We start from the raw sequence: 19750 nt of genomic DNA on the forward strand, positions 1-19750 counted from the left end.
CGGAACGTCGTCATGGCCGGGCTTGTCCCGGCTGCGCGGCCGAAGCCGCTTCGGCGAGGCGAAGGCCCGGCCAGCCACGCCTTGCCACTGGAGGAAGAACGTGGATGCCCGGGACAAGCGCGGGCATGACGATGACGCGCGTGGCACACGATTGCGCGACGCGATGAGTCTTGCATGTTGACGCAAGCGTGATCTGATTTGCAGCGCGGCGCGAACATGATCTTTCCTCGTGATGCAGTGCGGTAGGGATTTCGAGTTTTTCTATTGCCGAGCCCTTGCGGCGGATTCGCATCGGCATCATTGTTTAGCCGCGGTGCGGGGCAACGCGCGCCGCGCCTTCCATCCTTCGGAATCGAACTCCCAGAATGTACAAGCTCTATTCGATGCAACGCTCGGGCAACAGCTACAAGGTCCGCCTTGCGCTGGCGCTGCTGAACGTACCTTACGAAGCGATCGAGGTGGACATTCTGCGCGGCGAGAGCAAGACGCCGGACTTCCTGGCCAAGAACCCGTCGGGACAAGTGCCGCTGCTCGAGGTCGGCGACAACCGCTATCTCGCCGAGTCCAACGCCATCCTCTGGTATGTCGCCGTCGGCACGCCGCTGGCGCCGGAGAACCGGATCGATCGCGCCGAGGCGCTGCAATGGATGTTCTTCGAGCAGCACGCACTCGAGCCGAATATCGGCGCCGCCTATTTCTGGCTGTCGCTGGTCAAGGGCGGCCGCGACCTGCAGACCCACGCGCTGGAGGACTGGATGGAGCGCGGCTATGGTGCGCTCCAGGTGATGGAGAACCACCTCAGAACCTGCGACTACTTCGCTGCCCGCCAGCTCACGGTCGCCGACATTGCCCTGTACGGCTACACCCATCTCGCCGACCGCTGCGACTTCGACCTGCAGCCCTTCCCGGCGATCCGGGACTGGCTGAAGCGCGTCGAGGCCGCGCCCGGCTTCGTGGCCATGGATTGGCGCCCCGCCGACATCGACGACCCCGCCAGCATCGCCGCCGGAGCCTGAGACCAGGCGCGGCGTTAAGAAATAGCGGGCATGGCGTTAACCTTTGCCTAAATCCTGCCATATTTGGCGCGGTCGCCGCCCCAATATTGCCAGTTGAAATTGTGAGATTGTTCGGCGTTGCGGGTGATTCGCTCGCACGTTGAAGGATTTAGACCATGATGCGGGCGTCCGGCACGGTCGGCTTTCAGGGCCAAACCGATACCGTCTCGTCTTCCCGGCTGACCAACGCGGTCGCGGCCTCGCTCGCCGTCGCCGCGCTCTCGCTGTGCCTGATCGTCACCCTCACTGTGCTGTCGACCAAGGCGACCATGGCGATGGGTCTGCCGGTCTGATCCCCGTTTCATCGCGGAATGGCTTCAAGGTGCCGCGCGGCCCCGCGCCCGATGCATCGTGACGGGACAGTGATGAAATCGCCTGTGGTCATCGTTGCAATCACCCTGACGGCGGCCATCCTGGTCGCGGCGTCGCTGTTGATTTTCGTCGGCACGCGCAAGGGGCCGGGGTCGTCGACATGGAATGCTCCGGCCCTGCAGCGCATCGAGCACGCGCATTTGGCCTAAAATCATCCGAAAGCTTTGGCGGCGCGGGCAAGCCCTGATTCAGCGCGCCGCGCGAAATCGGATTGCGCTTGTGCAGCCATGGGACAGTCTGGTGGCCTTATCTCGTTCAGGGAGGAATGAGCAAGGCCCATGCGGTTCGGATGGCGCGCCATGTCCGGTCCCGTGCTGACGGCAGCGATCGCACTGCTGGCGATCCTGCTCGATCGCCATGCTCCCACTCTCTCGCTCGCGCCGCTGTTCGTCGGCATCGTGGCGCTGGCCGGGTCGCTTTCCGGCTTTGCATCCGCACTCGGCAGCGCCGTTATCGCCGTGATCGGCGCGGTGCTGCTCGCGTTCGGCCATCGCGCCGCGCCGGGCTTTGCCGCGAGCGAACTCGTGCAGCTTTCCCTGCTCGCGCTGACGACCACCGGCACCGCGGCCATCACCGGATTGGTGCGCGAGCGGCTGCTCGATGCCTTCGCTGCCGAGCGGCGCAACCACGCTACTGCCGCGCGGCTGTCGGCCGCGCTGGACCAAGTCGACATCGGCATCGTGCTGCTCGATGCGGAGACCCGCGCCGAATTCATCAACCGCGCATTTCGCAAATATTTTGCGTTGCCGGACGAGATGGCCGACGACAAGCCGCCCTTCATCGCACTGATGTATCACGGCCGCGACACCGGCGCGTTCGAATTGCCGCAGGACGAGCTCGGCGTCTTCATCGCGCAGCGCATGGAGATGGTGCGGACCGGCGATGCCACGCCGATCAATATCGCCTTTCGCAATGGCGAGGTGCTGCGCTTCGTCTGCACTGCGCTGCCCGACGGCGGCCGCATGCTGAGCTACACGCCGGTGACCGACCTCGTGCGCCACACCGACGCGCCCGAACGCGCCGACTATTATCGCTCGCTGCGCGATCCGACGGGGCAGAAACTGATCCGCCATTCGCGCGTCGCGGAGTGATGATGCGCCGCGGCGCGATTGATTCGCACCGCGATGATCCCGTATTAAGGATGCCTCATCGCCCCACGGATTTCCTAAATGTCGCTCACCGTTCGCTCCGTCGCCCGGCAGGACTACGACCAATGGCTGCCGCTGTGGGACGGCTACAACGCCTTCTACGGCCGCTCCGGTCCGACCGCGCTCGCGCCCGAGATCACTGAGATGACCTGGCAGCGCTTCTTCGATGCCTATGAGCCGGTGCATGGATTGGTCGCCGAGAGCGACGGCAAGCTGCTCGGGCTGACGCACTACCTGTTCCACCGCAGCACCACGGCGATCGAGCCCTCGTGCTATCTGCAGGACCTGTTCACGCTTCCAGCCGCGCGCGGCAAGGGCGCCGCCTCCGCGCTGATCTACGGCGTCTATGAGCGTGCAAAACTCGCGGGATCGCCGCGCGTCTACTGGCAGACGCACGAGACCAACACCACCGCACAGAGCCTGTACGACAAGGTCGCCGAACGCTCCGGCTTCATCGTCTACCGCAAGATATTCTGACTTTTGGGGCCTGTGGATAACTCCAGATGTCACCGGCGCGTAACACACCGGGACTATCCTGCAGTCGCGTCTGATCAGCCCCCCGTCACCGATCAAGCGCCCCAAGCGGCCCCCGTGAGTCGCCGCGTCTACGGGGGCCGCATTTTTTTGCCTGCCGCTTCTTGTCGGCATGGCTGCAACGCGAGGCCAGGCGCTTGCCGCTGCAGCGCACCGCGGTCACAATGGCCGCCGGCTCTCGTCTGACAGGATCTCCCATGGAAATTCGCAATCTCGGCGGCTCCGGCCTGCGCGTGTCCGCGGTCGGGCTCGGCTGCAACAATTTCGGCCAGCGCACCGATCTGGAAACCTCGCGCAAGGTGATCCACCGGGCGATCGACCTCGGCATCACGCTGTTCGACACCGCCGACATCTATGCCGGCATGGGCGGTTCGGAGACGGTGCTGGGTACGGTGCTCGGCGACCGCCGCAAGGACATCGTGCTCGCCACCAAATATTCCAAGCCGATGGCGACCGACGGCACCAAGCAGGGCGCCTCGCGCCGCTACATCATGAGCGCGGTCGAGGCCAGCCTGACGCGGCTCAAGACCGACTACATCGATCTCTACCAGCAGCATGATTACGATCCGCTGACGCCGCTGGAGGAGACGCTGCGCGCGCTCGACGATCTCGTCCGCCAGGGCAAGGTCCGCTATATCGGCCATTCCAACTTTCCGGCGTGGCGGATCGCGGAGGCCGAGTTCACCGCGCGCGCGATGAATGTGAGCCGCTTCGTCTCGGCCCAGGACGAGTACAGCCTCGTGGTCCGCGATATCGAGAAGGATCTGCTGCCCGCGGCAACGGAATACAGGCTCGGCCTGTTGCCGTTCTTCCCGCTGGCAAGCGGCCTGCTGACCGGCAAGTACCAGCGCGGCGCAACTGCCCCGGCCGACAGCCGCTTCGGCAAGGTGCCGGCGCTGCGCGAGCGCTATGTCACGCCGCGCAACGAGGACGTCGTCGAAAAGCTGCAGGCCTTTGCCAAGGCGCGCGGCCATTCCATGCTCGAGCTCGCCTTCTCCTGGCTGGCTGCACGCCCGCAAGTGTCGAGCGTGATCGCCGGCGCCACCCGCGTCGAGCAAGTCGAGCAGAACGTCAAGGCGATCGCCTGGCAGCTCACGGCCGAGGATCTCGCCGAGATCGACAGAATTACGAAGGGGTGATGCGGCGCGTTACTTGGCGCCGCTACTTGGCACCGCTACTTGGCGCCGCGTCCCACCGTCTGCATCACCTCAAAGCCCTCGAACTGGGGATGGCCGAGGTAAAGCGGCTTGTTGTCGCCGGCCCGGTGATGCGCGGCGCGAAACGCTTCCGACTTGGTCCAGGCGTCGAACGCGGCGTGATTGGCCCATACGGTGTGCGAGGCGTACAGCGTGTGATCCTCGAGCTCGGGGCCACGCAGCAGATGGAATTCGACGAAGCCGGGCACCTTGTCCAGATGCGTGTCGCGCGTGAGCCAGACCTGCTCGAAGGCGGCTTCGGAGCCCTTGGCGACGCGGAAGCGGTTCATGGCGATGTACATGGGCGATTCTCCTGATGGCAGAAGATAGTTCGTCATTCCGGGACGCGCCGCAAGGCGCGGGCCCGGAATCCATTTGGCGACAGAACCAGTGGATGAATGGATTCCAGGCTCGCGCTTCGCGCGCCCCGGAATGACAGTTAGGCAACCAGCCCCTTCATCGGCTTTGCGCCTGCACTGTCCGGGAACACGGTCTGGGCCAGCACCTGATCGGACAGGCCGAACTGGCCCTGCAGCACGCCTTTGATCACGGAGCGCAAATCGGTGGTGGGCTTGAGGTCGCGGCCCTCATAGAGGTTGGCTGGCTTGAGGCCGGGCCAGTCGGAGATGACGCGGCCGCCTTTCACGGCTCCGCCGGCGAGCAGCGCGATGGTGCCGGTGCCGTGGTCGGTGCCGTCGGTGCCGTTGATGCGCGCGGTGCGGCCGAACTCGGTGGCGACCACGACGACGGTGTCGCGCCAGCGATCGCCAAGGCCGCTTTCGAATTCGGCGAGCGCGCCGTCGAGACCGCCGAGCAGGAAGGCGAGGCGTCCGACCGGGCCGCCTTCGTTGGCGTGCGTATCCCAGCCGTCGAAGGCGAGCGCGGCGATGCGCGGGCCGTCGTCGGCGGCCATCAGCTTGGCCGCGCCGCGCGCGACCTGCCGCATCTGCGCGACCTGATTGCCCGGCTTCGGCTTCATGTCGTCGCCGCTCGCGGCCTTCTCCAGCTGGAGGCCCTGCGTCAGCGCCGAGGCGAGCGCGGGATCGCGATGACGGTAGAGATCGACGAGACGCATCGCGGTGTCGTCGTCGGCCTGCGGCAGCGCGACCGGCGCCCAGCCGACGGTCGGCGCATTGCCGCGCAGCACCAGCGGCGTGGTGGGACCGACCGCGAGCCCGCTCGACACGCGCTCGCCGCGCGGCAGCGCTTCGAGCGCGCGATTGAGCCAGCCGGACTGCACGCGGCCCGGCCCCGCATAGCCGCTCTCGAGCACGTCCTGGCCGTCGAAATGCGAGCGGTCGCGATAGGGCGTCGAGACGGCGTGGATTACCGCGGCATGCTGATCGCGGTACATGCGCGCAAATTCCGGCATCGCCGGATGCAGCGCGAAGAAGGAATCGAGCTTCGTCGCGGCATGCGCGCCGTCCGCCGTGAGCGCGATCGAACCGTGCAGGCCGGCATAGTCAGGGTCGCCGATCGGCGCGACGGTCGCGAGCCCGTCGAGCGCGCCGCGCAGGATCACCACGACCAGGCGTGGGTCGCGACCGTCAGCGGCGCGCGCGAATTTCGGCAAGTAGGCCCAGGCCGCGAAGGAGGCACCGCCGAGCAGAAGGCCGCGGCGCGAGGTGAGGAGCCGGTTTTCGACGCAGTCGATCATCTTCATCTCCTCTGCAGTTCCGGCGACATCAATAATAGCGCCAGCGCCTGCTGGCGCGATTCCGCGCGCTCGATCGTTTTGCGCGTTTCGACCGAAGCCGCATCGGCTGCGGCGAACTCCAGCAGGTCGAGCGGATCGATGTTGGGCCCGAGCCGCGCACCCATCTGCGAGGCGATGTCGAGCCGCAGCTTCATGCCCTCGGGCGCCGCCCAGGCCGCAGCCGTATCGGGGAAGCCATTGGGACCGGCCGGCGACCATAGCGGCTGGCCGAGCAAATTGAGGCTGTTGAGATACGGGCCGGGATCCTCCGGCACGCGCGCGAGCAGCCGGCCGCTCGCGACCAGGAAATCGTAAGGCGAGCGCATCTTGGTGAGCGGCGCCTTCCATGCCTCGTCGGAATCGACCAGCGCTGTCGCGACCGACTTGAGATCGCCGTCGGTCCTGACGAAGACGTCGCGCAAGCGCGCCACCAGCGCCGGCGGCGGATCGTCGGCGACGAAGTGGCGCACGAATTTTGTGGCGATGAAATTCGCGGTCGACGGATGGCGCGCAATGTCGGCGAGCGCGGCTTCGCCCTGCGCCAGACCGGTCGCCTCGTAGGTCTTGCCGAGCAGAACTTGCGGCCCGGGCTGATGCGCATTGGCGTTGAACACGAACGACCCGGGCGCCCCGAGCTGACCCTGCCGGCCGGCAAAGGTCCAGCCGGTGATGATGCGCGCGAGCGAGGTGACGTCCTCCTGCGTATAGCCGCCGCCGACGCCGAGCGTATGCAGTTCCATGATCTCGCGCGCGAGATTTTCGTTGAGCCCACGCTTGCGGTTCTGGCCTGCGCGCGAATCCGGCCCGAGCGATTGCTGATTGTCGAGGAAGAACAGCATCGCCGGATGCTGCTCCACCGCCTTCAGCATGTCGGCGAAGCGCCCGAGCACATGTGGGCGGATCGCCTCGCGCTCGAACGCGCCGGCCCACATCCGCGCCAGCTCGCCCTTGCTCGCGGAGATGCAGAAATGATTGGACCAGAACACGACGAGGCGCTCGGTGAAGCCGCAATCGACCATCATCGCGCGCTGCAACCGCGCCAGCGCCTCAGCGCGAAACGTCTTCTGGATCACGTTGAGGGGCTGCTGCGGCTGTTTTGCAGCAGCAGGTGCCGCAGCGTTGGGCTGCATGGCCTCGGGCTTCGCCTCCGCCATCTGCCGACCTGATATCTCGCTCGCCACCGTGTTGAGCGAGAGATTGCGGCGCAATTGGTTGTCGGGCTTCTGGTCCGCGGGCGGCGTCGGCGCCGGCGCTTCGGTCGGCGCCACGGCCTTCGCGGCCTCGCGCGCCTGCTTGACCTCGTCCTGATAGGCGAACACGGCCTGCCCGAGCTGCGGCGTCGATTGCAGGCCCGGCGCCTCCAGCAGCGCGCCAAGGGGGCGCGCCAGCTCCGCCTTCACGAAGCCGCGTGGATCGGAGGCCGCATTGATGAGATCGCCGGATGCGCCGCCGCGCGGCCCGAAGCCGAAGCGGTTCAGCGCAACGAGAGCGGCTTGGGAATCGCGGGCCATCGATTTGTCCTCCGCGCCTTGCCGACCACTTCCATGGCCTGCGCGCGGCGCCTAATATACCGCGGCGAGAGATGAACCCGACATGAAAATGACGGCAAAGCTTCGACGTAAATCATGACAAATCCGAAAGAAATCACGATTGCGCAACCGGATGTGCGCCGCCTTCTCTGTTCCCGCTGCGGCACCGAGTTCGGCTGCGATCTGTCGGGCCAGTGCTGGTGCGCGGAGGAGACGGCCAAGCTGCCGATGCCGGTGAAGGGCGAGGATTGCTTGTGCCGGGAGTGCTTGCGCAAGGCGGCCGCCGAGGCGGCAGTCTCGTAGGGTGGGCAAAGCGAAAGCGTGCCCACCATTTCCATCGCGTGGGCACGGCGCTTTGCGCCTTTGCCCACCCTACGAAGTTCAAACCGGATATCCCGGCGACGTCCGGGCCATTCCGTCGAACGCATCGAGCAGTTTTTCGCGCCAGGCATAAACGGGATCGTCGGCCTCGAGCAGCTTGAAGGGGCTCACCACGCGCGCCCATTGGAAACCGCCGAACACGATGTAGTCGGCGTAGTTCGGCGCGGCTCCGCCCAGATAGGGCTGAGACTTGAACGTCTGCCGCATGATCTCCAACGATTTGCGGAACGCGACGACGCCGCTGTCGCGGCTCGCCATGATCTCTTCCAGCGTCCTGCCGCCGAAGCGTGCTTCACGCGACCTTCGGAAATAGGCGGCATCGACCTCGGCCAGATTGTTCGGGATGTCGGCGATGATGAGCGGGAAGATGCCGCCGACAATGGCGATGTCGCCCCACGCATTGATCATGCGCGCCATGGCGCGGCCGCCCTCGCCGCCGAACAGCGAGGGACGATCGGGAAAATTGTCTTCGAGATATCCAGCGATCGCCCAGGAATCGACCACGGGCCTGTCGTGATGCAGCAGCACCGGAACCTTCTCCGAGCCGTGCGGCGCGATCGCGCTCTTCTCGGTGAAGCGCCAGGGCAGCGATTGCGCCGTCAGCCCCTTATGGGCCAGCGCCATCCGCGTGCGCCAGCAATACGGGCTGAAGGGACGCGAGGCATCGGTGCCGACGAGTTCGTAGAGCTTGAGCGACATGCAGGATCTCCACAGGCTCCGTCATTGCGAGGAGCTCTTGCGACGAAGCAATCCAGACTGCTTCCGCGGAGGCATTCTGGATTGCTTCGCTGACGCTCGCAATGACGATGTGCGGACAGAAGCGCTCTGCCAACTACCGCCCGTTGGCGCGCAAAAGCTTTTCCCCGTCTTCCGTCACGGCAATGACGAGCCCGAGGCCTGGCACTGTCTCGCGCGCGACGAAGCCGCGGTCGGCGGCGTCCTCCCAGATGGTGAGGCGCGGGCACGAGGTTTTCCAGGTCGAGATCACCTCGGCATAGGCGCGCGGCTCGCGGGCGATCCATTCGACGAAATCCAGCACCAGCGGGTCGGCCTCACAGCTCATTGCAAACCTCCCTTGTCGAAGGCGGCCAATACCGGCGTGCGAACCAAGAGCCAGCCGCCATAGGCGATGTAATAGCAGGCGATGGTGGTGATCAGCTTGTTCGACCAGGCGATGAATTGCTGGTCGGTCATGGCTTCGAGAATGCGCCGCGCCAGCGTGGTGCCGAGCATCGAGGCGAGGATTGCGACGCCGGCCAGAACCGGATCGAGCGAGGCGGCCTGGTCGATGATGCCGCCGAAATAGATCAGCTTGGTGAAATGGCTGACGAGCTGGCACATCGCCTTCGTCGCCACCTTCTCGCGCCGGCCGAAATTGCCGCCGAGGAAGAAGGTGTCGAGCAGCGGACCGGAGACCCCGGTCATCAGCATCAAGCCCATGCAGATCGAGCCATAGACCGTGCCCTGCCAGAGCTGATCCGGATCGGGCTTGATATTCGCAGGCAACAGCCGCGCCATGAACGGCGTGGCGCCGAGCAGCAAAAGCGCCGTCGGCTTGTCCGGCACGTAGCGCGCGAGCGACCATGCCCCGAGCGCGATGGCAGCGCCGACCATGTAGTTTGCAACCGGCCGCCAGCGGATATGCGCCCGCCACAGGAACGCGCGCCAGCCATTCGAGGCCATCTGCGTGATCGCATGCAGCACCATGGCGGTCGGCAGCGGCATCAGGGCCAGCAGCACGCCGATCAGGATCAGCCCGCCCGCCATGCCGAACAGCCCCGACAGGAACGCGGTGGCCACCATCAGCAATCCAAGGGCAGCGATCATGATGGGCGTCACGGGGGGATTCTCCTGTGATGGCTCGGCGAAAGCGAGGGACGCAAACTGCTCATTCCCCCTCGCCACGCTTCTCTCCCCGCACGCGGGGAGAGGCAAGGTGAAGGTGCCTCGCTTGCCCCGGCTGCGCAAACTGAGTTATCTTGGCCTGGCATCAGCTTTCCTGAGGGTCCCTTGCGGCGGCTGCTCTTTCTCAACGGCATCAAGGCATTCGAGGCGGCGGCACGGACCGGCAGCTTTGCCTCCGCCGGGATCGAGCTGAACGTGTCGGCGGCCGCCGTCAGCCGCATGGTGCATCTGCTGGAGGAGCGGCTCGGCGTCGCGCTGTTCGAACGCAAGGCCAACAGGCTGGTGCCGACGCAGGCGGGCCGCGCTTATCAGAGCGGGCTGACGCCGATCTTCGATGCGCTCGCCAGCCTCACCGCGCAGGTGACGGCGCCTGCAAGCGTGCGCGTGCTCACCATCGGTGTCGGCCACACCTTTGCGATGCGCTGGCTGATTCCGCGGCTGTCGGAGTTTCGCAGCGAAGAGCCCGACATCGAGGTGCGCTTCACCACCGGCGGCGCCGAGGTGCCGTTCGGCGAGGACTGGAGCTGCGGCATCAAGCTCGGCACCGGCGACTGGCCGGGCCTCGTCGCCGAGCCCCTGTTCGCGGGCGACCTCACGCCGGTCTGCGTGCCCCGCCTCGCCAGCGGCCTGAAGCGGCCGGCGGACCTCAAAGGGCCCGGCCTGATCCGCGTCACCCATTCGCCGGAGGACTGGCCGATCTGGCTGAAGGCGGCGAACCTCACCCGCATCAATGCGCGCGGGCCGGAGTTCCAGTTCTACGGCCAGGCGCTGCAGGCTGCTGTCGACGGCCTCGGCGTCGCCATGGGCATCCGGCCCTATATCGACGACGATCTCGCCGCCGGACGCCTGGTGGCGCCGTTCGACCTCTCGGTGCCCAAGGGCATGCGCTGGTACCTGATCTACCGCAGCTTCCAGACCGAGCAGCGCGATTTTACCGCGTTCCGCCGCTGGATCATGCGGGCGGCGGCGGAACCCGCGGCCCGGCCGCGGCGGTCGGGGCGCGCCGCGCGGAACTGACGACCAATCGTTCAGCTGAAAAAGCCGGCCTCTTGTGAACAGCTTCACATATCGAAATCCGCAAACGTGGTCCTCTAACCCTCCATCTGAGCATTTGGGGACTTCCAATGACGACCCTCTACGACGGCTTTGACATCGAATCCTTCGAAGCTGGCAAGGGACTGTGGCACGCCCGTATCCGGCGCGCCGATTTGAGCCCGCTTGCCATCGACGGCGTGCTGTTTCCGACCATGGAAGTCGGCTTCGCCTGGCCGGATCCCGACGCTGCGATCGCCGACGCCAAGCATCACATCGACCGCTTCCGCCGGCACGCCGGCGACAGCGATGAATAGGCCGGCGGCACGACAACAGGACTGAAGGACATCGCGGCAAAGCAGGGGAACACCTGACCATGTCAGTGATCGAAATCGACGACGGTGGGCGGCCGCGAATTTATTCGCGCCAGGTGCTGTCGATCTGCCCGGAATGCGACGGTGATCTCGCGGTGCTCCGCGTGATCGGCGGCCGCGCCGGCTGCGAGTACTGGACCATGCGCTGCACCGATTGCGGCGGGATCCATCTCGATATCCTCGAGCCGCGCCTGACGGTCGTGGACGGCGACGGGCCGCTGCCGGCGGCGTAATCCGGCGCTGCTGCCAACCTGCTGTCAGCAGCCTGCTCCGGGACGTAGCTTCGCCCTTTTCTGGAGGGCGGAGTCGTCCCATATTCGCCTCATGGCGAAGAAACCTGCTCCCCCGAAATCCCCTAAAACCAAGGCTCCGAATTCGAAGGCACATCGGCCTGATGTGCAGCCGATCGGGCCGGCGCTGGCCGAGTTGCTGAATCCTGCGATCAATCGCGGCGATGCGGGGCTTGGATCGGGCACCGGGCTGCAGCCGCCACCCGACAATTCGCGCGACCGCCGCGCCGGCGGCGAGGCTGCCGCGCATCGCGCGCGCGCCTCGACGCCGAAGGATTTTCCGGCCGACCGGCCGGCCGGACTGGAAGAAGCGCCGCAGGCCAATTACGGAACCGTGGCCACGATCCCGACGCTCGATCCGGAACTGGCGCGACAGCTCGGTCTTCCCACCGAGGAGGACGATGCCGAAGCGCTGGCGCGTCCGCCGCGCAGCAAGATGGAGGCGCTCGGCGTCAAGGCGACTGCCGACGCGCTGGAATCGCTGATCCGCGAGGGGCGGCCGGAGTTCCGCAAGGACGACGGCTCCATGAGGGTGTGGACGCCGCACCGGCCGCCGCGCCCGGAGAAGTCCGAAGGCGGCGTGCGTTTCGAGATCAAGTCGGAATACCAGCCGCGCGGCGACCAGCCGACCGCGATCAAGGAGCTGGTCGAGGGCATCGAGCGCAACGACCGTTCGCAGGTGCTGCTCGGCGTCACCGGCTCCGGCAAGACCTACACCATGGCCAAGGTGATCGAGGCGACGCAGCGCCCGGCGCTGATCCTGGCGCCGAACAAGACGCTGGCCGCCCAGCTCTACGGCGAGTTCAAGAACTTCTTCCCCGACAACGCGGTCGAGTACTTCGTCTCCTATTACGACTACTACCAGCCGGAAGCCTATGTCCCGCGCACGGACACCTACATAGAAAAGGACTCGTCGATCAACGAGCAGATCGACCGCATGCGCCACTCGGCGACGCGCGCCCTGCTCGAACGCGACGACGTCATCATCGTCGCCTCGGTGTCCTGCATCTACGGTATCGGCTCGGTCGAGACCTACACCGCGATGACGTTCGCGCTGAAGAAAGGCGAGCGCATCGACCAGCGCCAGCTGATCGCCGACCTCGTCGCGCTCCAGTACAAGCGCACCCAGGCCGATTTCACCCGCGGCACTTTCCGGGTGCGCGGCGACGTCATCGACATCTTCCCGGCGCACTATGAAGACCGCGCCTGGCGCGTGAATTTGTTCGGCGACACCATCGAGAGCATCGAGGAGTTCGATCCGCTCACCGGCCACAAGCAGGACGAGCTCGAATTCATCAAGATGTACGCCAATTCGCACTATGTGACGCCGCGTCCGACGCTGGTGCAAGCGATCAAGTCGATCAAGTCGGAACTGAAGCAGCGGCTCGACCAGCTCAACAATCAGGGCCGCCTCCTGGAAGCACAGCGGCTGGAGCAGCGCACCACCTTCGACCTCGAGATGATGGAAGCGACCGGAAGCTGCGCCGGCATCGAGAACTATTCGCGCTATCTCACCGGGCGCCGACCCGGCGAGCCGCCGCCGACCCTGTTCGAATACGTGCCCGACAACGCGCTGATCTTCGCCGACGAAAGCCATGTCACCATCCCGCAGATCGGCGCCATGTTTCGCGGCGACTTCCGCCGCAAGGCGACGCTGGCCGAATACGGTTTCCGTCTGCCCTCCTGCATGGACAACCGCCCCCTCCGCTTCGAGGAGTGGGACATGATGCGGCCGCAGACCATCGCGGTGTCGGCGACGCCGAGCAGCTGGGAGCTGAACGAAAGCGGTGGCGTGTTCGTCGAGCAGGTGATCAGGCCGACCGGCCTGATCGATCCGCCGGTCGATATCCGCCCGGCCCGCACCCAGGTCGACGATCTCGTCGGCGAGGTGCGCGCGACCGCGCAGGCCGGCTATCGCTCGCTGATCACGGTGCTGACGAAGCGCATGGCGGAGGACCTCACCGAATATCTGCATGAGCAGGGCATCCGCGTCCGCTACATGCACAGCGATATCGACACAATCGAGCGCATCGAGATCATCAGGGATCTGCGCTTGGGTGCGTTCGACGCGCTGGTCGGCATCAACCTGTTGCGCGAAGGCCTCGACATTCCCGAATGCGCGCTGGTCGCCATTCTCGATGCCGACAAGGAAGGCTTTCTGCGCAGTGAAACGTCCTTGATCCAGACCATCGGCCGCGCCGCGCGCAACGTCGACGGCAAGGTGATCCTCTATGCCGACCAGATGACCGGCTCGATGGAGCGCGCCATCGCCGAGACCAACCGGCGTCGCGAAAAACAGGTCGAGTACAACACCGCCAACGGCATCACGCCTGAGAGCGTGAAGAAGCACATCGGCGACATCCTCAACTCGGTCTACGAGCGCGACCACGTGCTGGTCGAAGTCGGCGGTCACGACATGACCGACGACGTCATCTCGATCGGCCACAATTTTGAAGCCGTGCTCGCCGACCTCGAGACGCGGATGCGCGAAGCCGCCGCCGATCTGAACTTCGAGGAAGCCGCGCGCCTGCGCGACGAGGTCAAGCGCCTGCGCGCCACCGAGCTCGCCGTGGTCGACGATCCCACCGCCAAGCAGCGCACCGTCGCGGGCAAGGCGGGCGCCTATGCCGGCACCAGGAAATACGGCGATGCCGCCAATTTGCCGGTCAGCGCGATGAAGAAAAAGACCGTGAGCTCCGCGCTGAAGGCAAGCGGCAGCGGCAGCGGCTCGAGGGTGCACAAGCCGCATCTCGACGAGATGCACGGCCCGGAATCGCTGCCCTACCGCGCCAGCCCAAGCCTGCCGGCAAAGCCGTTCGGCAGCACGAGCCGGATCATCCAGCCGACGGATTCAAGGCAATCAGGACCGGAGTTCGGGCCTGCGCCGAAATCGACGGGTGGAATGCCGGGACGACGGGGTGGGTGGAAGAAAAGGTAGGTTGTCGGATGTGAGGACGGTCAACGCCCTCACCCCATGCTCGCCGTCACCACGGCCATCACCGACAGCAGCAGCACGATTGCGACCAGTTGCAGCGAGGCGACCGGGTGGGTGCGCCATTCCGTGATCTTGTCGGAAAGCGACAGACTGCCATCGAAGAATGCCGGTTCGTAGAGCGTCTTGAACAGCGCCGGGACGCTCGGGCCGAGCGTCACGGCCAGCATCGCGTGAAGCAGCGAGGCGATTGCGACAAAGATGGCGACGCCGGGGTCGCCGACGAGGTCGTGGTTGCCGCACAGCTTGAGCAGCAGCGCGGCCGCCGCGAAGGTCGGAAAGCTCTGCAGCAGCGCGGTCAGCGCAAGGCCTTCGAGCGCGTTGCGCGGGCGGGACTTTCTCGCGGTGGCGATAGCGGCCATGGCACGTCTCCCTGATGACATGGGGATGACCTTAGCCACAGGGTGAGGGCCGGGATGTGAGGTGACTCACGCCCCATTCAACTATCGGAACTGCCGCATGATGGATTCCGGGCTCGCGGCTTCGCCGCGCCCCGGAATGACGAAGTAGACTACAGCTTGCCCTGCCCGTTCGCCTGGCTCTGTTGTTGCTGCTGCCTGTCCTGCTCGTTGGCGCGATGGCGGCCGTAGAGGCAGCCGGCGGCGGCGCCGAGCATGCCGTGATGGCCGGCATAATGGCCGGCAACGCCGCCGACGATGGCGCCCTTGATGCAGCCCTTGGCGTTGGCGGCGGAGATTGCGCCGAGCATGAGAAGCGCGACGGTGACGGTGAGAAGCGGGGATTTCATCGATGTCTCCTGCGGTGTCAGCGTCTCAACGACGGCGAGCCGGCCGGGTTCCCGTGCTCGCCACATGGTGAGAGACGTCGGGCCGTTGATCGTGGGGGCGGGAGTGGAGGCGGAGCAGGTGTCTCCCCGGGGTCCTCCTGGCGAAGGCCAGGACGACCCTGGTTGTGCCGCGCGGGCGCTCGCGCATCTCCAACGGCCCGTTGAACCTCCCCCCGCTTCCCGGACCCGGTAAGATTACGGGGTCCTGTTGTAAATCTCACACTTTGCGCTCACTTGTGCCTTGCAAAAACGTGATTTGAGTTTTTCCAGAAATCCCGTATTTGTTCGCATACAAATGAATTCAGCAGCCCCTCGGCACCTTACTGTGCATGGGGTTGTTTTCCGTTTTTGCGCTTCAATTTCAGGACGCCCCCAAATGACAGAGCACAGCCTCTGGCGTTTCTCGCGCGCGTTGCACCGTGCGATCAACGACCGGCATTTCGAGGATGTCGAGGCCCTGATCGACGACGACGTCGAATGGGCGATCTACGGCCCGATCGACATGTTTCCGTTCCTGGGCGCGCGCCAGGGCAAGGCGGCCGTGCTCCGGGTCATCCGCCAGCTCGCCGACAATTTCCGCGTCCGCCGCTTCGAGCGCGAGAGCATCATGCTGGGCATCGATTCCGCCTCCTCGATGCTGCGCTACTCGCTGACGGCGCTGGATTCCGACAAGCCGATCAGCCTGCGCGTGGCGCAGTTCGCGCAGTTCAGGGCCGATAGGCTGATCAGCCTGCGTGTGCTGGTCGACACTTTCGATCTGGTCGAACAGGCACTCGGCCGCTCCATTCATCTGCCAAAGATGACCAGCGTCGGCTGACGGGACACCAACGGGCTCCGAGAGTTCGGGACCGGTCGATTGATGCTCCCATGATTCGTCCTGGCCTCCAGCCCCGCCGGACGCCGTCATGGAGATGCTCGTCACCGGGCGCGCCATTTGCGCGCGGCCCGTTGGTTCGTCATTTTGGGCGCCACAATTTCGCAACGATAGTTCCGCATTTTCCGCGCGAACTGGGCTCGCGGGCAAGGCAATGGAATTCACGACAGGTTTCGGCTGGACCAGGCTGCCGCTGGCGGCCGCGTTCATTTTGGGTTCGGTGCTGACGGCTGCAGCGCAGATCATTCCGCCCTTCTCCCCGCCTCCCGCCGCGACCACGGCTGACGACGACGAGTCCGAGGTCGCCGAGGCCCCCAGCGTCAACGCCCCCGACGTGCTCAAAGGCATCGACGTCGACAAGCTCGACTGGAGCCAGCTCGCCATCGACGCGGGTACGCTCGACGACCTCGTCGCCGCCAAGAAGCGCGCGCAAGCCGCCGCCAAGGACGGGATGGACTGGTCGTCCAGCGCCAATGCCAACGGCTCCTCGGGCGTGAAGGTCAAGCAGTCGGTGTCCCCGTTCTGGGACACCCGCATCGGCGCCGACATGACGGTGACGAAAGAGCCGACCACGATGTCGGAGCTGCTGGCGCTGAAGGCCGAAAATGGCGGCAACCTGCCGCAATCCTCCGGCAGCGCCTGGGCCGCCGCGACCGCGCCGGGCGCAGGCGCGATCTGGGACAAGACTGCGGTCGAAGCCCGCGTCGATCCAGGCAGCGAACAGAGCAAGCTCGGGGCGTCGCTGACCAAATCAATGCCGCTGTCGGGCGACACCTCGCTGACGCTGCAGAACGGCTACAGCGTCAACCAGCAGGGCACCACGGCGCTGCCCGGCGTCGGCGGCCACGTCAGCCGCAATTACGAGACCGACCAGTCCGCCAAGGTCACGATCACCGACACCGGCACCAGCATCTCGGCGGGGCAGACCCTGTCGACCACCGACGACAAATGGCTGCGCAAGGTCGGCGCCGAGCAGAAGCTGTTCGACAACGTTACCGTCTCCGGCTCGGTCGGCGAAACCTCTCAAGGCGCGATCAACAAGAGCGTGACGGCCGGCTTCAAGAAGAGCTGGTGAGCCTTGTTCAGACTTCCCTAACCGTACGCCACGGCAAAGCCCCCGAATGGTCCGCCCTTGCCGCATCTCGGCCCTGTTGCGGTCAAAATCCGGCGCACAGATGCATCGGCCTGACACACATCGTCGTGCGGGGGACACTCGCGCTGCGCTTAACGCGAACAGGGGAATAACGATGAACGCCATGCGTCCGGAAAAGACCGAGACCACCGAGACCGAGACGGTCGACAGCGATCTCGCCGCCGTGACCGAAGTCGAGGCCGGTATCCGCGATTTCGTCCGCAACGACATCGCCTATCTGCGCCGGCCGGCCGCCGCCGCAACCACGGACTCGCCGCCGCTCGATCCGAGCGCGGAAGCCACCGTGACCAACGTCAACTCGCTGATCCAGCGCGTCGCCGGCACCTCGCTCGCCGAGATCGAGAATCTGATCTCCGAGCTCGAGAGCCTGCGCGACCTGCTTCATGCCGAAGGCCAGCGCGTCCAGCGCGAGATCTCGGGCTACGCCCAACTCAGCCAGGCCGCGATGAAGTCGACCCGCATGATCGCCGACAACGTCGCCCAGTGGAAGCGCGCCGCCGACGGCCTGCGCAATAGCTGATCGGACGGACGAAGCATCACCAGCCGCCGCGTTCCGAAAGGAACGCGGCGGTTTTGATTTTGGCACGTGAGGGGCTCACGCTGTCTCTCCAAGACAGGTGTCATCACCCGCGAAGGCGGGTGATCCAGTATTCCAGAGACGCTTTTGGTTGAGCCGAGGCGCCGCGGCGTACTGGATGCCCCGCATTCGCGGGGCATGACAGCGCTGGGTGTGGCCGCGAAGGCGGCGAATGCGCCGGTTTGAACCCACCGCCTACTCCCGGCGACCAATGCCAAGCACCCGTGCCGCTGACGGCCGGGCCTCGGGGACATCTCAGATGGAAAGCATTCGGCCCGATACCACGGACCCGATACCGCTGCGGCCCGCGCCGAGCCAGTTCGGGACCATCATGCTGCGCTTTGTCGGGCTACTGGCGGTTGCGATCGCAATTTTGGCGTTCGTCTATAGCCGCTGAGGCCGGAGGCCGCTTGCCCGGAACGTAAACAGTCTCTTAACGGCTTGCGTCGACCGTCGAGGCTTCCAGGGTGTAGGCGCCGTCGGCGTAGCCCTTCACCACCATGCCGGCCACCAGCATCACGGCCAGCGTCGCGGTAGCGAAGATAAATCCGACCAATTTCAGTGCGCCGCGGTCTGCCATCGTTCTCGTTCCCTGTCCTCTGCCCAGTTCGTTCAAATAGACAGCGACAGGTTCATAATTGGTTAGCAACTCGATGGTTCCGGTTGCTGCTTCGCAGGCTCCCGGGCCATCTCGGGAGGCTTATGGCAGTCACCCTGAAACGCGTCCATAGCGCGCGGGCAACACTCGCGCGCTGTTTTGGCTGTTCATCCTGGAACTGGTCTAAGCGCTTTTCCGCATCGGCACGAAGGCGCTGGCGGTGATGGAATAGACCTCCTCGCCGCGCTGGTTGGTGCCGGTGGTGCGGGCGGTCAGGATGCCCCAGCCGGGACGCGAGGCGGAGCTTCGCTTGTCGATGACGACGCTGGCGTAAGAGATGATATCGCCGGCGACCACCGGCCTGATCCAGCGCAGATCGCGAAAGCCCGGCGACGGCCCCCAGACGGCAACCTCCTCGCCGCGTGAAGCTGCCTCACGCGCCAGACGTTGGCCGTCGGCGACCACCAAGCTCATGCAGGCCGAGCCGACATGCCAGCCGGATGCAGCAAGCCCGCCGAACAGCGAATTCTTGCCTTCCTCCTCGTCGAGGTGAAAGCGCTGCGGATCGAACTTGGCGGCGAAAGCCTTGATGGATTCGGCGGTGAAGCTGTAGCTGCCGAGTTCGCGGCGCTGCCCGATCTCGATCTGTTCGAAGAACCGCATCAGGCCGCTGCCGCGCGTCGCTCGATCAGGATCGGCGAGGTCATCTCGCACAGCGCTTCGCCTTTGGCGTTACGCGCGGTGCATTTGAACTTGACGATGCCGAGGTTCGGCCGGCTCTTCGAGGTGCGCGCTTCAACGACATCGACGTCGAGCGTGAGATCGTCACCCGGCCTGAGCGGCGAGAGCCAACGCACCTCGTCGACCCCCGGAGACCCGAGCGAGGCGGCGCGGGTGATGAAACCGTCGGCCATCATCCGCATCATCAAGGAGCAGAGATGCCAGCCCGAGCCCGACAGGCCGCGCAGCATGCTTTTGCTGGCGGCCTCTTCATCCAGATGCATCGGCTGCGGATCGAACTCGGCGGCAAACGCCAAAATCTCGTCGCGGGTGACATGGCGCGGGCCGAACGTTCCATAGCGGCCTGGCGGAAAATCTTCGAAGGTCAGGGTCATCTTGGAAAAGCTTTGCGGGAAGGACAGATTGTGGCCGCACTTTGCGGCAATCTCAACCCGCCGGCCCGCATGGCTCGTGCTACATTCGGCGAGTCGGCTCGCCTCATTGTCCTGACGGCACGGCCGGGAGCGCGATTTGCCC

General features: G+C 65.6%; 26 protein-coding genes. 15 read left to right on the forward strand and 11 right to left on the reverse strand.

Going from position 1 to position 19750, the window contains the following annotated elements:
• Positions 1-365: 365 nt before the first annotated feature.
• The 6 genes from XH98_RS28125 (at position 366) to XH98_RS28150 (ending at position 4248) form a co-directional block, all read left to right on the forward strand.
• Entirely contained in the window at positions 366-1016 is a 651-nt protein-coding gene (locus XH98_RS28125) for a glutathione S-transferase family protein (RefSeq protein WP_271600625.1), read from the forward strand.
• A 155-nt stretch (positions 1017-1171) separates the two neighbouring features.
• Entirely contained in the window at positions 1172-1348 is a 177-nt protein-coding gene (locus tag XH98_RS28130; RefSeq protein ID WP_254134336.1) for a hypothetical protein, read from the forward strand.
• Positions 1349-1432: 84 nt separating this feature from the next.
• On the forward strand, positions 1433-1576 hold the full coding sequence (locus tag XH98_RS28135; protein ID WP_271620648.1) for a hypothetical protein: 144 nt from the start codon (positions 1433-1435) through the stop codon (positions 1574-1576).
• 129 nt (positions 1577-1705) lie between these two features.
• Positions 1706-2518 carry a PAS-domain containing protein gene (locus XH98_RS28140; RefSeq protein WP_271620564.1) on the forward strand — a complete coding sequence of 271 codons (813 nt, stop codon included), beginning with the start codon at positions 1706-1708 and terminating at the stop codon, positions 2516-2518.
• Positions 2519-2596: 78 nt separating this feature from the next.
• Positions 2597-3052, forward strand: a complete 456-nt coding sequence (locus XH98_RS28145; RefSeq protein WP_271620565.1) for a GNAT family N-acetyltransferase — start codon at positions 2597-2599, stop codon at positions 3050-3052.
• Positions 3053-3306: 254 nt separating this feature from the next.
• Entirely contained in the window at positions 3307-4248 is a 942-nt protein-coding gene (locus XH98_RS28150; RefSeq protein ID WP_271620566.1) for an aldo/keto reductase, read from the forward strand.
• 35 nt (positions 4249-4283) lie between these two features.
• Here the strand turns inward: XH98_RS28150 and XH98_RS28155 are convergent, their stop codons facing one another.
• From XH98_RS28155 to XH98_RS28165, 3 genes are all read right to left on the reverse strand, one after another.
• Positions 4284-4607, reverse strand: coding sequence for an antibiotic biosynthesis monooxygenase family protein (locus XH98_RS28155; RefSeq protein WP_057741548.1), 324 nt, complete (start codon positions 4605-4607; stop codon positions 4284-4286).
• Positions 4608-4744: 137 nt separating this feature from the next.
• The gene (locus tag XH98_RS28160; protein WP_271600630.1) at positions 4745-5962 is read right to left on the reverse strand and encodes a DUF1501 domain-containing protein; all 1218 of its coding nucleotides are present in this window, start codon (positions 5960-5962) and stop codon (positions 4745-4747) included.
• Positions 5963-5964: 2 nt separating this feature from the next.
• A complete protein-coding gene (locus tag XH98_RS28165; protein WP_271600631.1) occupies positions 5965-7512 on the reverse strand; it encodes a DUF1800 domain-containing protein in 1548 nt (515 codons plus the stop codon).
• A 114-nt stretch (positions 7513-7626) separates the two neighbouring features.
• On the opposite strand from XH98_RS28165, the gene XH98_RS28170 reads away from it, so the two are divergent.
• Positions 7627-7833, forward strand: coding sequence for a cysteine-rich CWC family protein (locus XH98_RS28170; RefSeq protein WP_271600632.1), 207 nt, complete (start codon positions 7627-7629; stop codon positions 7831-7833).
• 78 nt (positions 7834-7911) lie between these two features.
• Here XH98_RS28170 and XH98_RS28175 read toward each other — a convergent pair whose 3' ends face one another.
• The 3 genes from XH98_RS28175 to XH98_RS28185 form a co-directional block, all read right to left on the reverse strand.
• Positions 7912-8610 carry a glutathione S-transferase family protein gene (locus XH98_RS28175; RefSeq protein ID WP_271620567.1) on the reverse strand — a complete coding sequence of 233 codons (699 nt, stop codon included), beginning with the start codon at positions 8608-8610 and terminating at the stop codon, positions 7912-7914.
• Positions 8611-8743: 133 nt separating this feature from the next.
• The gene (locus XH98_RS28180; protein WP_057741557.1) at positions 8744-8974 is read right to left on the reverse strand and encodes a hypothetical protein; all 231 of its coding nucleotides are present in this window, start codon (positions 8972-8974) and stop codon (positions 8744-8746) included.
• The gene (locus XH98_RS28185; protein ID WP_271620568.1) at positions 8971-9750 is read right to left on the reverse strand and encodes a sulfite exporter TauE/SafE family protein; all 780 of its coding nucleotides are present in this window, start codon (positions 9748-9750) and stop codon (positions 8971-8973) included. Before XH98_RS28185 ends, XH98_RS28180 begins: the two co-directional genes overlap by 4 nt.
• Before the next feature lie 171 nt (positions 9751-9921).
• Here XH98_RS28185 and XH98_RS28190 point away from each other — a divergent pair, with 171 nt between their 5' ends.
• The 4 genes from XH98_RS28190 (at position 9922) to uvrB (ending at position 14450) form a co-directional block, all read left to right on the forward strand.
• Entirely contained in the window at positions 9922-10833 is a 912-nt protein-coding gene (locus tag XH98_RS28190) for a LysR substrate-binding domain-containing protein (protein WP_271620569.1), read from the forward strand.
• Positions 10834-10940: 107 nt separating this feature from the next.
• Complete coding sequence (locus tag XH98_RS28195) at positions 10941-11165, forward strand: hypothetical protein (RefSeq protein WP_220004565.1); 225 nt, start codon at positions 10941-10943, stop codon at positions 11163-11165.
• A gap of 59 nt (positions 11166-11224) precedes the next feature.
• A complete protein-coding gene (locus XH98_RS28200) occupies positions 11225-11455 on the forward strand; it encodes a hypothetical protein (protein ID WP_271600636.1) in 231 nt (76 codons plus the stop codon).
• 91 nt (positions 11456-11546) lie between these two features.
• Positions 11547-14450, forward strand: a complete 2904-nt coding sequence (uvrB, locus tag XH98_RS28205) for an excinuclease ABC subunit UvrB (protein WP_271600637.1) — start codon at positions 11547-11549, stop codon at positions 14448-14450.
• Between the two features lie 29 nt (positions 14451-14479).
• Here the strand turns inward: uvrB and XH98_RS28210 are convergent, their stop codons facing one another.
• Both XH98_RS28210 and XH98_RS28215 read right to left on the reverse strand, forming a co-directional pair.
• Positions 14480-14866: a hypothetical protein gene (locus XH98_RS28210; protein WP_271620570.1), complete on the reverse strand. Its 387-nt coding sequence runs from the start codon at positions 14864-14866 to the stop codon at positions 14480-14482.
• 149 nt (positions 14867-15015) lie between these two features.
• Complete coding sequence (locus tag XH98_RS28215) at positions 15016-15252, reverse strand: hypothetical protein (protein WP_271600639.1); 237 nt, start codon at positions 15250-15252, stop codon at positions 15016-15018.
• A 415-nt stretch (positions 15253-15667) separates the two neighbouring features.
• Between XH98_RS28215 and XH98_RS28220 the strand changes: the two genes are divergently transcribed.
• The 4 genes from XH98_RS28220 to XH98_RS28235 all read left to right on the forward strand — a co-directional run bounded on the left by XH98_RS28220 (position 15668) and on the right by XH98_RS28235 (position 18292).
• Positions 15668-16108: a nuclear transport factor 2 family protein gene (locus XH98_RS28220; protein WP_271600640.1), complete on the forward strand. Its 441-nt coding sequence runs from the start codon at positions 15668-15670 to the stop codon at positions 16106-16108.
• Positions 16109-16319: 211 nt separating this feature from the next.
• On the forward strand, positions 16320-17240 hold the full coding sequence (locus XH98_RS28225) for a hypothetical protein (RefSeq protein WP_271620571.1): 921 nt from the start codon (positions 16320-16322) through the stop codon (positions 17238-17240).
• Between the two features lie 172 nt (positions 17241-17412).
• The gene (locus tag XH98_RS28230; RefSeq protein ID WP_271600642.1) at positions 17413-17838 is read left to right on the forward strand and encodes a hypothetical protein; all 426 of its coding nucleotides are present in this window, start codon (positions 17413-17415) and stop codon (positions 17836-17838) included.
• A 316-nt stretch (positions 17839-18154) separates the two neighbouring features.
• A complete protein-coding gene (locus XH98_RS28235; protein WP_164933651.1) occupies positions 18155-18292 on the forward strand; it encodes a hypothetical protein in 138 nt (45 codons plus the stop codon).
• A 36-nt stretch (positions 18293-18328) separates the two neighbouring features.
• On the opposite strand, the gene XH98_RS28240 is transcribed toward XH98_RS28235, so the two are convergent.
• The 3 genes from XH98_RS28240 to XH98_RS28250 all read right to left on the reverse strand — a co-directional run bounded on the left by XH98_RS28240 (position 18329) and on the right by XH98_RS28250 (position 19608).
• Positions 18329-18475, reverse strand: a complete 147-nt coding sequence (locus tag XH98_RS28240) for a hypothetical protein (protein ID WP_164938884.1) — start codon at positions 18473-18475, stop codon at positions 18329-18331.
• Between the two features lie 201 nt (positions 18476-18676).
• Positions 18677-19156 (reverse strand): MaoC family dehydratase, encoded by a 480-nt coding sequence (locus XH98_RS28245; protein ID WP_271620572.1) that lies wholly within the window; start codon positions 19154-19156, stop codon positions 18677-18679.
• Positions 19156-19608, reverse strand: coding sequence for a MaoC family dehydratase (locus XH98_RS28250; RefSeq protein WP_271600643.1), 453 nt, complete (start codon positions 19606-19608; stop codon positions 19156-19158). The genes XH98_RS28245 and XH98_RS28250 overlap by 1 nt, the downstream gene beginning before the upstream one ends.
• Positions 19609-19750: the final 142 nt, after the last annotated feature.

The organism is Bradyrhizobium sp. CCBAU 51745 (assembly GCF_028128715.1).
GTDB classification, from domain to species: Bacteria; Pseudomonadota; Alphaproteobacteria; order Rhizobiales; family Xanthobacteraceae; genus Bradyrhizobium; species Bradyrhizobium manausense.

What these genes read in the sequence shown, in the direction of transcription:
- XH98_RS28125 (WP_271600625.1), top strand. Translation starts at nt 366, where the DNA reads ATGTACAAGCTCTATTCGATGCAACGCTCGGGCAACAGCTACAAGGTC.
- XH98_RS28130 (WP_254134336.1), top strand. Translation starts at nt 1,172, where the DNA reads ATGATGCGGGCGTCCGGCACGGTCGGCTTTCAGGGCCAAACCGATACC.
- XH98_RS28140 (WP_271620564.1), top strand. Translation starts at nt 1,706, where the DNA reads ATGCGGTTCGGATGGCGCGCCATGTCCGGTCCCGTGCTGACGGCAGCG.
- XH98_RS28145 (WP_271620565.1), top strand. Translation starts at nt 2,597, where the DNA reads ATGTCGCTCACCGTTCGCTCCGTCGCCCGGCAGGACTACGACCAATGG.
- XH98_RS28150 (WP_271620566.1), top strand. Translation starts at nt 3,307, where the DNA reads ATGGAAATTCGCAATCTCGGCGGCTCCGGCCTGCGCGTGTCCGCGGTC.
- XH98_RS28155 (WP_057741548.1), bottom strand. Translation starts at nt 4,607, where the DNA reads ATGTACATCGCCATGAACCGCTTCCGCGTCGCCAAGGGCTCCGAAGCC.
- XH98_RS28160 (WP_271600630.1), bottom strand. Translation starts at nt 5,962, where the DNA reads ATGATCGACTGCGTCGAAAACCGGCTCCTCACCTCGCGCCGCGGCCTT.
- XH98_RS28165 (WP_271600631.1), bottom strand. Translation starts at nt 7,512, where the DNA reads ATGGCCCGCGATTCCCAAGCCGCTCTCGTTGCGCTGAACCGCTTCGGC.
- XH98_RS28170 (WP_271600632.1), top strand. Translation starts at nt 7,627, where the DNA reads ATGACAAATCCGAAAGAAATCACGATTGCGCAACCGGATGTGCGCCGC.
- XH98_RS28175 (WP_271620567.1), bottom strand. Translation starts at nt 8,610, where the DNA reads ATGTCGCTCAAGCTCTACGAACTCGTCGGCACCGATGCCTCGCGTCCC.
- XH98_RS28180 (WP_057741557.1), bottom strand. Translation starts at nt 8,974, where the DNA reads ATGAGCTGTGAGGCCGACCCGCTGGTGCTGGATTTCGTCGAATGGATC.
- XH98_RS28195 (WP_220004565.1), top strand. Translation starts at nt 10,941, where the DNA reads ATGACGACCCTCTACGACGGCTTTGACATCGAATCCTTCGAAGCTGGC.
- XH98_RS28200 (WP_271600636.1), top strand. Translation starts at nt 11,225, where the DNA reads ATGTCAGTGATCGAAATCGACGACGGTGGGCGGCCGCGAATTTATTCG.
- uvrB (WP_271600637.1), top strand. Translation starts at nt 11,547, where the DNA reads ATGGCGAAGAAACCTGCTCCCCCGAAATCCCCTAAAACCAAGGCTCCG.
- XH98_RS28210 (WP_271620570.1), bottom strand. Translation starts at nt 14,866, where the DNA reads ATGGCCGCTATCGCCACCGCGAGAAAGTCCCGCCCGCGCAACGCGCTC.
- XH98_RS28215 (WP_271600639.1), bottom strand. Translation starts at nt 15,252, where the DNA reads ATGAAATCCCCGCTTCTCACCGTCACCGTCGCGCTTCTCATGCTCGGC.
- XH98_RS28220 (WP_271600640.1), top strand. Translation starts at nt 15,668, where the DNA reads ATGACAGAGCACAGCCTCTGGCGTTTCTCGCGCGCGTTGCACCGTGCG.
- XH98_RS28225 (WP_271620571.1), top strand. Translation starts at nt 16,320, where the DNA reads ATGGAATTCACGACAGGTTTCGGCTGGACCAGGCTGCCGCTGGCGGCC.
- XH98_RS28230 (WP_271600642.1), top strand. Translation starts at nt 17,413, where the DNA reads ATGAACGCCATGCGTCCGGAAAAGACCGAGACCACCGAGACCGAGACG.
- XH98_RS28235 (WP_164933651.1), top strand. Translation starts at nt 18,155, where the DNA reads ATGGAAAGCATTCGGCCCGATACCACGGACCCGATACCGCTGCGGCCC.
- XH98_RS28240 (WP_164938884.1), bottom strand. Translation starts at nt 18,475, where the DNA reads ATGGCAGACCGCGGCGCACTGAAATTGGTCGGATTTATCTTCGCTACC.
- XH98_RS28245 (WP_271620572.1), bottom strand. Translation starts at nt 19,156, where the DNA reads ATGCGGTTCTTCGAACAGATCGAGATCGGGCAGCGCCGCGAACTCGGC.
- XH98_RS28250 (WP_271600643.1), bottom strand. Translation starts at nt 19,608, where the DNA reads ATGACCCTGACCTTCGAAGATTTTCCGCCAGGCCGCTATGGAACGTTC.